The sequence below is a fragment of the Sphingomonas sp. ID1715 genome, from assembly GCF_013044515.1.
GTDB lineage: Bacteria > Pseudomonadota > Alphaproteobacteria > Sphingomonadales > Sphingomonadaceae > Sphingomonas_B.
Genome location: NZ_JABEPR010000013.1, coordinates 25,484 through 34,506, shown reverse-complemented (window position 1 = coordinate 34,506; position 9,023 = coordinate 25,484). Strand labels below are relative to the sequence as shown.

Genomic DNA, 9,023 nt, shown 5'->3' with positions numbered 1-9,023 from the left:
GGCTGCTGGCACGGAGTTAGCCGGGGCTTATTCTCCCGGTACTGTCATTATCATCCCGGGTAAAAGAGCTTTACAACCCTAAGGCCTTCATCACTCACGCGGCATTGCTGGATCAGGCTTTCGCCCATTGTCCAATATTCCCCACTGCTGCCTCCCGTAGGAGTCTGGGCCGTGTCTCAGTCCCAGTGTGGCTGATCATCCTCTCAGACCAGCTAGAGATCGTCGGCTTGGTAGGCCTTTACCCCACCAACTACCTAATCTCACGCGGGCTCATCCTCAGGCGATAAATCTTTGGTCTTGCGACATCATCCGGTATTAGCTTCAGTTTCCCGAAGTTATTCCGAACCCAAGGGCAGATTCCCACGCGTTACGCACCCGTGCGCCACTAGACCCGAAGGTCTCGTTCGACTTGCATGTGTTAGGCATGCCGCCAGCGTTCGTTCTGAGCCAGGATCAAACTCTCAAGTTTGATGTCCGATCTGCAGTCAGGAGGAATAGTCCCAACCACAAACCGCTCATTTCTAGGAGCCTGCCTGCACTTGAAGGCACCGTCAGAAACGGCACCCTCCTTACGTATGGATACGTGAAGGACATACAGACAGACTTAAGCTTTGACCGATCCAAACACGCCCAGAAGCCGTGCCAGACCGGAGCCGCCGCCCACATGTCCCTTCATCATTCATCAACAATGTCAAAGAGCCGAAAACAGGGACGCCTTGAGGCTTCCTCCTTTTACCGAGGTTGCCGGGCGCCCTAGCTTTCTTGCGACCGCATCAGTGGGGGCCAGAAGCCCGCGTCGCTGCGGTGAAAGGCCATATATGAGGGGCTTTGCGGCCCGTCAACAGCCTTTTTGCGATTTTTCGAAGCGCTTGCCGACAGGGTCGCTCAGGCGCTGCGAGGACCGCCATATGGGGGCGGGACGTGGTCCTACAAGGGAGGCTTCAGGCGGTCTGGATATAGTCCCGCATCATCGCCGCTTCCGCCTCGATCTTGTCGATCCGGTATTTGACCAGGTCGCCGATCGACACGAAGCCGACCAGGCGCCCGCCGTCCACGACCGGCAGGTGACGGAAACGTCGCTCGGTCATCAGCGACAAGGCGCCGAGCACGCTCTGCCCCGGCTCGACGGTCTGCGCCGGCGCGGTCATGACCTCCGAGACACGCTTCGACAGCGCCGCCGCGCCTTCCTTCGCCATGCAATAGATCACGTCGCGCTCGGAGAAGATGCCAATGACCCGGTCGCCATCCAGCACCGGCAAGGCGCCGATCCGCCTTTCGGAGAGCAGCGCAATCGCTTCGGCCACCCGGGCGTCGCCGGCAACCTGGATGACTTGCCCCTCCCGCCCCTTCAGAACCGCCGCGATCGTCATGGCCGGGACTCCTTGAAAGCTGGTCCCGCCACCATTGATGTTCCGGCGCGCCCGCCGCAAGGGGGAAAGCATGGCCCGCCCCGACCTTTCCGACCCGGACTATGCCCGCTTCGCCTGGGCACGCTACAAAAGGCTGATGTGGTGGATGGCGCTGGTGTCGCTGGCAGCCACGGCAACCGCGCTCGGCATCCTGTGGCAGACCCGCGGGCCGCTGCCGATCCTGTTCCTGGTCTTCACCGCGGGGGGCATCTTCTTTTCGGTGCTGCTCGCCGCCGCGCTGATGGGGCTGGTGTTCCTGAGCTCGGGCACCGGCCATGACGAACACATTCAGGATTTCTCGCAGCATGACGACAACGATCTCTGAACCGATCCTGCGGGTGGCGCCTCGCCCGGGCGACATCAACTCCAACGGTCATATCTTCGGCGGCTGGGTGCTGAGCCAGATGGACATTGCCGGCGGCATCGTCGCCGGGCGCACCGCCAAGGGACCGACCGCGACCATCGCCATCGAGGCGATGAAGTTCATTGCGCCCGTGCTGCTGCAGGACATCATCTCGGTCTATGCCCATGTCGAGCGGCGCGGCCGCACCTCGATGGGCATTCGCATCGAGGTGATCGCCGATCGCGGCCGCGGCGCCGCACAGGTCAAGGTGACCGAAGGCCTGTTCACCTTCGTCGCTTTGGACGACCAGCAGCGGCCGCGGCCGATCGCCTGGGAGGACTAGATCTCGACGATCGGCGTGAAGCCGCCGAAGATCATCCTTTTGCCGTCGAAGGGCACCGGGTTTTTGGTCTGATCCATGCGCGGATCGGGATTGTTCGGGTCCATCATCTTGGCGAAGGCAGCGTCGCGGGTCGCCTTGTCCGGCCATTCGATCCAGGAAAAGACCACGCTTTCGCCCTGCTGGGCCTGAACCGAGCGGCGGAAATCGGTGACCTTGCCGTCGGGCACATCGTCCTGCCAGCATTCGACGATGCGGAGCGCGCCCATTTCCTTGAACATCGTGTCCGTCATGCGCGCGTGATCGATGAACTTCTGGCGGTCGCCATCGGCCACCGGGATAACGAAGCCGTCGATATAGGACATGTCAGCTCTCCTTCCTGAAATCGGCCAACTGTGCGGCAAGCGCGCGCGCAAAGGCAGGACGGCTCTGGCCGCGCCCCACATAAGCGGACAGGTTGGGGTAGGGATCAAGTGTCGGCTGGCCGTCGAAGATGCGCAGCACGGCGATCATCATCAGGTCGCCGGCCGTGAACTCGCTTTCCAGCCAATCCCTGCCGCCGAGATAGTCGCTCAGCTGCTGCAGCCTTTTGTTCGCCTGCTCGGCGACCTGAGGACGACGCTCCTTGGTCCAGGCTTCGCCGGCATGGAAAAAGTCCATCTCTGCGAGCTGTTGCGTGATCGGCTCAATGCTGTTGAGCGCGGCTACGACCCAGCTTTTCGCCCGCGCGCGGCGACTCGCCTCCTGCGGCAATAGGCCGGGCCAGCGATCCGCGATGTGGAGCACGATCGCGCCCGATTCGAACAGCTCGGCATGTCCGTCGCGATAGCTGGGAACCTGCCCGAATGGCTGCACGGCCATATAGTCGGCGGGACGCTCGGCCTGCACGTCGAGGAGGCGCGTGGCATAGGGCACGCCCACTTCCTCCAGCGCCCAGCGAACGCGCAGGTCGCGGACATGACCCTTGGCGAAGTCCGGCACCCAGTCATAGGCGCTGACCGTCACCGCGGCGTTCGGATCAACCGGCATGCGCTTCGGTCTCCGCCAGTTGGGCAAGCTGTTCCGCGACCTTGCCCCAGCCGCCCTGGAAGCCCATCGCCTCGTGCTGCTGCCTGGCCTCTTCGGTCCAGTGCCGGGCAGTGGCGCGATAGCGCGTCTTGTCGCCTTCCGGTTCGAACTCAGTAATGGCGACCATGAACGGGCCTTGCGGCTGCCATCCGGCCTTGAACGCGTCGGTGGAAACGATGCGCCGCCCCGGCACCACTTCCAGGAAGACGCCTTCCATCGGCATCTCCTCGCCCGCGGGTCCGTGCATGACCATCGCCGAGCGGCCGCCGGGTCGCAGATCCTGTTCCTGGATCTCGACCCGCCACGGCTTGGGGCAGAACCATTCCTCGGTCCGCTCGGTCCAGACGCGCCAGACCGTCTCCGGCGGCGCGTCGATCAGGCGGGTGATGCTGAGCTCGTGCATCGAGTGTCTCCCTCAGTCCCGGTCGGGGGCGCCGAGCGGGAAATAGGCGCGATAGGGGCGCGCTTCATCAACGGTGCGGGCGACGCTCGGTCGGGCGAGCAGCCGCGCGCGATATGCCTTTAGAGCCGGCAGGGCTTCGTCGATCGGGTGCACCCAGTCGGCGTAGAAGAGCGCGGGCGCGGCGGCGCAATCGGCGAGGCTGAACCGGTCGGCAGCCGCCCATTCGCGGCCGTTCATCCAGGCGTCGAGCCAGCGATAGGCCGTCTCCAATGCCGCCCTGGCCTGCTCGACCTCGACCGCATCGCGGCGTTCGGGCGGGCGCAGGGCGTCGTTCACCACCCGCTGCATGTTCGCCATCACATGATTGTCGAACATCCGGTCCATGAAGCGCACCTCCAGCGCCGACTCGGGGTCGTCGGGGATCAGCTGCACCGCGCCCGGATGATGCAGCTGCAGATGTTCGATGATGATCGAGGATTCAGCGATCGGCCGCCCCTGATCCACCAGCAGCGGAAATTTGCCGAGCGGCCACAGCCGGGCAAGTTCGGCACCATTGTCCGGGTAAGCAGGGTCGACGTTGCGATAGGTGAATTGGATGCCGTTCTCGTAAAGCGGGATCAGCACCTTCCAGCAATAGGACGAGAAGGGGTGAGCAAAGAGGTCCACGCTCAGCGCCTCGGTCCGACCAGCCCGAAGGCGGCGCCTTGGGGATCGGCCGCGTGGAGCGAATAGTCGCCGCCGGGTATTTCCATCGGCTCCAGGAACAGGGTCGCGCCCCGATCCTTGATGTAGCGGGCCGCGACGTCGATGTCGGCGACGCGGAAATAATAGGTCCAGGCGGGCGCCGGCGCCTGCGGCATCTTCGGCATGATCGCGCCGAGCATGTGGTCGCCATGGCGGATGAACTCATAATCGCCCATCTCGCCCATCGGCATGGCTCCGTCCTTGGTCCAGCCAAAGAGGTCGCCATAGAAGCGCCAGGCACCCGCCGGATCGGTGGTCGACAACTCGTTCCAGGCGCAATGGCCGAGCATCGGCCGCTCCGCGGCAAAAGCGTTGCTGCTCGCGTCGGGGCGATCGGCGGGCGGGATCGGTCGCATGACATAGGAGGGCACACCCTGCGGATCGGCGATCATCGCAAAGCGGCCGACATCCTCCATGTCGCGCGCCGGCATCAGCACGCGCCCGCCCTGTGCTTCGACCTGCGCCACGGTGCGGTCGACATCCTCGACGCTCAGATAGGCGACCCAGGCCGGGCGCGCGCCACCGGAGCTCATCTCCGGCGTCAACTGGAGCATGCCGCCGACCATGCCTTCGCTGGCCGTGATCTCGCGATAATGGGGGTCGCCGCCCATCTGCCAGCCGAGCAGGCCGGCATAGAAGTCGGCCGAGGCGCCGTTGTCGGGGGTCATCAGCTCATACCAGATGAAGCTGCCGGGCGGGTTGGTCATCGTGCAGGTCCTCCCTTTGATTGATGTCACCAGCTGCCATCGGCCATGCGGCGCTGACGCTCGAGTTCGCGTGCGCTGCTCGTTTGCGGACCGGCCCAGCCGTGATCGGGCTCGCCCTGAGGCACATAGGTGGCAATGATCGCACCGGCGGGCGTCGCCTTGCTGTCGGCCATGCGCAAAGTACGCGCCGGCGTGCCGTCGCCGAACAGCCGCTTGCCTTGGCCCAGCACGACCGGGAAGGTCATCGCCGTCAACTCGTCCAGCAATCCGTGCGCGAGCAGTTGCGGATAGAGCGTGCTGCTGCCCTGGATCAGCAGGTCGGGGCCGTCGCCCTGTTTCACCGCCTGCAACGCGTCGATGCTGTCGAGCCGGTGGCTGTTCGCCCAGCCGAGATCGGGCGCGCCGCGGGTCAGCACGAACTTGTCCGCGCGGGTGAAGGCCTCGCCCATGGCGATCGCATCCGCCTCGCCATCGTCGCTGCCGACCCGCTCGAACGTGTCGCCCATGTCGGTGGTCTCACGGCCCACATAGGGCCAATAGGCGGCGAAGATTTCGTACGTGCGCCGGCCGAGCAGCAGCGCGTAGGGGCGATTGAACAGCCGATCGATCGCGCGGCCGACCTCCTCGTCGAAGAATTGCGGCAGCCAGCCGCCATGCGCGAAGCCGCCGGTCGGGTCCTCGGTCGGTCCGCCTGGCGCCTGGATCACGCCGTCCAGCGACTGGAAGACGCCGCCGACGATCCTACGCACCGGCCGCCGCCTTCTCGATTGCCGCGATGTCGATCTTTCGCATCGTCATCATCGCTTCCATGGCGCGCCTGGCCTTCCCGGCGTCCGCATCGGTGGTGAGCTCGAGCAGGCGGCGCGGCGTCACCTGCCACGATACGCCCCATTTGTCCTTGCACCAGCCGCAGGCGCTTTCCTGCCCGCCATTGCCGGTGATTGCATCCCAAAGCCGGTCCGTTTCGGCCTGATCGTCGGTCAGGATCATGAACGACACGGCTTCGGTCTGCGGGAACATCGGCCCGCCATTCAGCAGGCAGAAGCGCTGGCCCAGGATCGTCATGATGACGGTCAGCACCTGCCCGGCCGGACCGGAAGGTGTGTCGACCGGCGAGCGATTGACCTGCTCGATGCGGCTGTCGGGCAGCAGCTTCGCGTAGAACTCCGCCTGTTCCTCGGCGGTGTGGTTTGACCAGAGGGTCGTGATCAGCTTCTGCATCACGCCGCCTCCGCCTGGGGCGCGGTCGCGGCGGCCGCATCCATCCAGAAGGGGCCGAAGGCGTGGCCGTCCGGATCCTCGAAGGCACGGCTGTACATGAAGCCTTCGTCTTCCGCACCATGCAGTTCGCGACCTCCCGCGGCGAGAGCGGCCGCCGCGATCCGGTCCACATCCTCCCGGCTGTCCAGCGCAAGGGCGTAGTGCCCGAGCGTCGCCGTCGACGGATCGGCGATCGACTTGGTCGTGAAGGTGCGCAGCATATCGTGCGTCATCAGCATGAAGCCGATCGAATCGGACCAGCTGAGCATGGCCGCGCGGTCGTTCGAAAAGGCGTCGTTCCTGGTGCAGCCGATCGCTTCATAAAAGGCGATCGAGCGCCGCAGATCGGACACCGGCAAGTTGATGAAGATCGTTTTGGGCATTGCGCCTCTCCTCGAAGGTGTCGGCCGGGTCAGGCGGCCTGAGCCTGCTCCATTGCGGCCATGTCCATCCACATCGGCTCGAAAACATGGCCGTCCGGATCCTCGAAGGCGCGGCCGTACATGAAGCCCATATCCTGCACCGGGCGCGGCTCGCGGCCGCCGGCGGCAAGCGCTGCTTCGGTGATCGAATCGACCTCGGCACGGCTGTCGCGGGAGAGGCAGAGCAGCACTGCGCTGGTCGCGTGCGCGTCGGCGATCTGCTTGGTCGTGAAGGTGCGGTAGAAATCATGCGTCAGCAGCATGAAGCTGATCGTGTCCGACCAGGTCAGCATCGCCGCCGCCTCGTTCGAGAATTGCGGATTCCTTTCGCACCCGATCGCTTCGTAAAAGCGGATCGATCGATCCAGGTCCGTGACCGGCAGGTTCACGAAAATCATCCTCGGCATCTGTCCCTCCATCGGCGCCTTGCGAATCACCTGTTGATCCTTGTGCGCACTTTGGTTATTAAAAGCAACTGTGAAGTTAGAAAATGCAACTGAGCAACCCAAGCTGGCCCGCGCGCGCTGGTATGACGACGCCTGCGGCACGGCGATGGCGCTGGAGCTGGTCGGCGAGCGCTGGTCGCTGCTGATCGTGCGCGAGCTGATGTTCGGGCCGCGGCGATTCGGCGAGCTGAAGACGGGCCTGCCCGGCATCAGCGCCAATGTGCTGACCCAGCGCCTGGAAGGGCTGGAGAGTTCGGGCATCCTGATGCGGCGCAAGCTCCCGCCTCCGGCTTCAGTCCAGGTCTATGAACTGACGCGACTTGGTTACGCGGCGGAGACGGTGATCAAGGAACTCGGCCGCTGGGCCGCTCAGTCGCCGCTCCACGATCCGACGCTGCCGCTGTCCGCGGCCTCCATCATGCTGTCGTTCCGGACCATGCTGGACGCGGAGCGTGCGCGCGGCATCGACGCCGTGATCGGCTTCCGCTTCGGCGAAGAGGCTTTCCGCGCGCAGCTGAGCGGCGGCGAGATCCGCATCGCGCGCGGTGAGCCCGACGATGCCGCGCTGGTGTTCAGCGGCACGCCGGTCGAACTGGCGGCGGTGGTCTATGGCGGCGCTCCGCTCGATACGATCGGCGTCGAAGGAGACGGTGCGCTCGCCGCGCGTTTCGTCACCCTGTTTCCGCTGCCCGACAAACTCGCCTGACGCTTGCGGGGGCAGCGCTCCATCCCTAACGCAGGGCCGTCATGACCGACATTGCCAACACCCAGCCCGACAGCCGCGACCGCACGCTCCTCGCTGCCCCCGACAAACAGGTGAGCGTCCGCGAACTGTTCGGCATCGACACCAACATGATGTGCCCGGCCTTCAGCGAGCCGGATGAGCGGGTTCCCGACCTGGACCCGGCCTATGTGTTCGATCCGGACACCACGCTCGCGATCCTGGCGGGCTTTGCCCATAATCGGCGCGTGATGGTCCAAGGCTATCACGGCACCGGCAAGTCGACCCATATCGAGCAGGTGGCGGCGCGGCTGAACTGGCCGTGCATCCGCATCAACCTCGATGCCCATATCAGCCGCATCGACCTCGTTGGCCGCGACGCGATCGTGCTGCGCGACGGCCAGCAGGTAACGGAGTTCCGCGAGGGCCTGCTGCCCTGGGCGCTGCAGCATCCGGTCGCCCTGGTGTTCGACGAATATGACGCCGGCCGCCCGGACGTGATGTTCGTGATCCAGCGCGTGCTCGAGACCGAAGGCAAGCTGACGCTGCTCGACCAGAATCGCGTGATCCGGCCGAACCATTATTTCCGCCTGTTCGCCACGGCGAACACGGTCGGTCTGGGCGACACCACGGGGCTGTATCACGGCACCCAGCAGATCAATCAGGGCCAGATGGACCGCTGGAACATCGTGGTCACGCTCAATTATCTGCCGGCGCAGGTCGAAGCGCAGATCGTGCTCGCCAAGTCCGGCGAATATGATCAGCCGGAAGGCAAGAAGCAGGTCGAAAATATGGTCAAGGTGGCGGAGCTGACCCGCCAGGGCTTCATCGCCGGCGATATTTCGACCGTGATGAGCCCGCGTACCGTGATCACCTGGGCGCAGAACACGCTGATCTTCGGCGATGTCGGCTTCGCCTTCCGCCTCTCCTTCCTCAACAAATGCGACGAGGCGGAGCGGGCGCTGGTCGCCGAATATTATCAGCGCGTGTTCGGCAAGGACCTGCCCGAAAGCGTGGTGGGGAAGGCTTGATCCGTCCTTAGCTCTGCTGAGCAAGCAGGAGCCCCGGCTTAGTGCCCATGGACTCCTGCTTTCGCAGGAGAACAAACGAGAAAAGGGGCGGCGAGTCGCCTCGCCGCCCCTTCCCTGCGCCCGGCCTTA

The 9,023-nt window shown here is 64.7% G+C and carries 14 protein-coding genes and 1 rRNA gene; 4 read left to right on the top strand and 11 right to left on the bottom strand.

Going from position 1 to position 9,023, the window contains the following annotated elements:
* Positions 1-469, bottom strand: a 16S ribosomal RNA gene (locus tag HJG53_RS17430); the annotation flags it as partial.
* A gap of 472 nt (positions 470-941) precedes the next feature.
* The gene (locus tag HJG53_RS17425) at positions 942-1,370 is read right to left on the bottom strand and encodes a CBS domain-containing protein (protein ID WP_171132600.1); all 429 of its coding nucleotides are present in this window, start codon (positions 1,368-1,370) and stop codon (positions 942-944) included.
* Positions 1,371-1,440: 70 nt separating this feature from the next.
* Here HJG53_RS17425 and HJG53_RS17420 point away from each other — a divergent pair, with 70 nt between their 5' ends.
* Positions 1,441-1,734, top strand: coding sequence for a hypothetical protein (locus HJG53_RS17420; RefSeq protein WP_171132598.1), 294 nt, complete (start codon positions 1,441-1,443; stop codon positions 1,732-1,734).
* Positions 1,715-2,095: an acyl-CoA thioesterase gene (locus tag HJG53_RS17415; RefSeq protein ID WP_171132595.1), complete on the top strand. Its 381-nt coding sequence runs from the start codon at positions 1,715-1,717 to the stop codon at positions 2,093-2,095. Before HJG53_RS17420 ends, HJG53_RS17415 begins: the two co-directional genes overlap by 20 nt.
* Here the strand turns inward: HJG53_RS17415 and HJG53_RS17410 are convergent.
* From HJG53_RS17410 to HJG53_RS17370, 9 genes are read right to left on the bottom strand one after another with little or no spacing between them, the layout of a single operon-like run.
* Entirely contained in the window at positions 2,092-2,457 is a 366-nt protein-coding gene (locus HJG53_RS17410; RefSeq protein WP_171132593.1) for a DUF1428 domain-containing protein, read from the bottom strand. The genes HJG53_RS17415 and HJG53_RS17410 overlap by 4 nt on opposite strands.
* Before the next feature lies 1 nt (position 2,458).
* The gene (locus HJG53_RS17405; protein WP_171132591.1) at positions 2,459-3,121 is read right to left on the bottom strand and encodes a glutathione S-transferase family protein; all 663 of its coding nucleotides are present in this window, start codon (positions 3,119-3,121) and stop codon (positions 2,459-2,461) included.
* Positions 3,111-3,563: an SRPBCC family protein gene (locus tag HJG53_RS17400; protein ID WP_171132589.1), complete on the bottom strand. Its 453-nt coding sequence runs from the start codon at positions 3,561-3,563 to the stop codon at positions 3,111-3,113. Before HJG53_RS17400 ends, HJG53_RS17405 begins: the two co-directional genes overlap by 11 nt.
* A gap of 12 nt (positions 3,564-3,575) precedes the next feature.
* Positions 3,576-4,235: a glutathione S-transferase family protein gene (locus HJG53_RS17395; RefSeq protein ID WP_171132613.1), complete on the bottom strand. Its 660-nt coding sequence runs from the start codon at positions 4,233-4,235 to the stop codon at positions 3,576-3,578.
* A complete protein-coding gene (locus tag HJG53_RS17390; protein ID WP_171132587.1) occupies positions 4,232-5,014 on the bottom strand; it encodes a VOC family protein in 783 nt (260 codons plus the stop codon). Before HJG53_RS17390 ends, HJG53_RS17395 begins: the two co-directional genes overlap by 4 nt.
* 26 nt (positions 5,015-5,040) lie before the next feature.
* On the bottom strand, positions 5,041-5,763 hold the full coding sequence (locus tag HJG53_RS17385; RefSeq protein WP_171132585.1) for a dihydrofolate reductase family protein: 723 nt from the start codon (positions 5,761-5,763) through the stop codon (positions 5,041-5,043).
* On the bottom strand, positions 5,756-6,235 hold the full coding sequence (locus tag HJG53_RS17380) for a VOC family protein (RefSeq protein ID WP_171132583.1): 480 nt from the start codon (positions 6,233-6,235) through the stop codon (positions 5,756-5,758). Before HJG53_RS17380 ends, HJG53_RS17385 begins: the two co-directional genes overlap by 8 nt.
* Complete coding sequence (locus HJG53_RS17375) at positions 6,235-6,657, bottom strand: VOC family protein (RefSeq protein WP_171132581.1); 423 nt, start codon at positions 6,655-6,657, stop codon at positions 6,235-6,237. Before HJG53_RS17375 ends, HJG53_RS17380 begins: the two co-directional genes overlap by 1 nt.
* 29 nt (positions 6,658-6,686) lie before the next feature.
* Complete coding sequence (locus HJG53_RS17370) at positions 6,687-7,103, bottom strand: VOC family protein (protein ID WP_171132579.1); 417 nt, start codon at positions 7,101-7,103, stop codon at positions 6,687-6,689.
* Between the two features lie 70 nt (positions 7,104-7,173).
* Here HJG53_RS17370 and HJG53_RS17365 point away from each other — a divergent pair, with 70 nt between their 5' ends.
* Together HJG53_RS17365 and cobS are read left to right on the top strand one after the other, a co-directional pair.
* Positions 7,174-7,848 carry a winged helix-turn-helix transcriptional regulator gene (locus tag HJG53_RS17365; protein ID WP_368039607.1) on the top strand — a complete coding sequence of 225 codons (675 nt, stop codon included), beginning with the start codon at positions 7,174-7,176 and terminating at the stop codon, positions 7,846-7,848.
* 41 nt (positions 7,849-7,889) lie between these two features.
* The gene (cobS, locus tag HJG53_RS17360; protein WP_171132578.1) at positions 7,890-8,894 is read left to right on the top strand and encodes a cobaltochelatase subunit CobS; all 1,005 of its coding nucleotides are present in this window, start codon (positions 7,890-7,892) and stop codon (positions 8,892-8,894) included.
* Positions 8,895-9,023: the final 129 nt, after the last annotated feature.

Excerpts from the sequence above, each read along its gene's own strand:
- HJG53_RS17425 (WP_171132600.1), bottom strand. The coding sequence starts at position 1,370 with ATGACGATCGCGGCGGTTCTGAAGGGGCGGGAGGGGCAAGTCATCCAG.
- HJG53_RS17420 (WP_171132598.1), top strand. The coding sequence starts at position 1,441 with ATGGCCCGCCCCGACCTTTCCGACCCGGACTATGCCCGCTTCGCCTGG.
- HJG53_RS17415 (WP_171132595.1), top strand. The coding sequence starts at position 1,715 with ATGACGACAACGATCTCTGAACCGATCCTGCGGGTGGCGCCTCGCCCG.
- HJG53_RS17410 (WP_171132593.1), bottom strand. The coding sequence starts at position 2,457 with ATGTCCTATATCGACGGCTTCGTTATCCCGGTGGCCGATGGCGACCGC.
- HJG53_RS17405 (WP_171132591.1), bottom strand. The coding sequence starts at position 3,121 with ATGCCGGTTGATCCGAACGCCGCGGTGACGGTCAGCGCCTATGACTGG.
- HJG53_RS17400 (WP_171132589.1), bottom strand. The coding sequence starts at position 3,563 with ATGCACGAGCTCAGCATCACCCGCCTGATCGACGCGCCGCCGGAGACG.
- HJG53_RS17390 (WP_171132587.1), bottom strand. The coding sequence starts at position 5,014 with ATGACCAACCCGCCCGGCAGCTTCATCTGGTATGAGCTGATGACCCCC.
- HJG53_RS17380 (WP_171132583.1), bottom strand. The coding sequence starts at position 6,235 with ATGCAGAAGCTGATCACGACCCTCTGGTCAAACCACACCGCCGAGGAA.
- HJG53_RS17375 (WP_171132581.1), bottom strand. The coding sequence starts at position 6,657 with ATGCCCAAAACGATCTTCATCAACTTGCCGGTGTCCGATCTGCGGCGC.
- HJG53_RS17370 (WP_171132579.1), bottom strand. The coding sequence starts at position 7,103 with ATGCCGAGGATGATTTTCGTGAACCTGCCGGTCACGGACCTGGATCGA.
- cobS (WP_171132578.1), top strand. The coding sequence starts at position 7,890 with ATGACCGACATTGCCAACACCCAGCCCGACAGCCGCGACCGCACGCTC.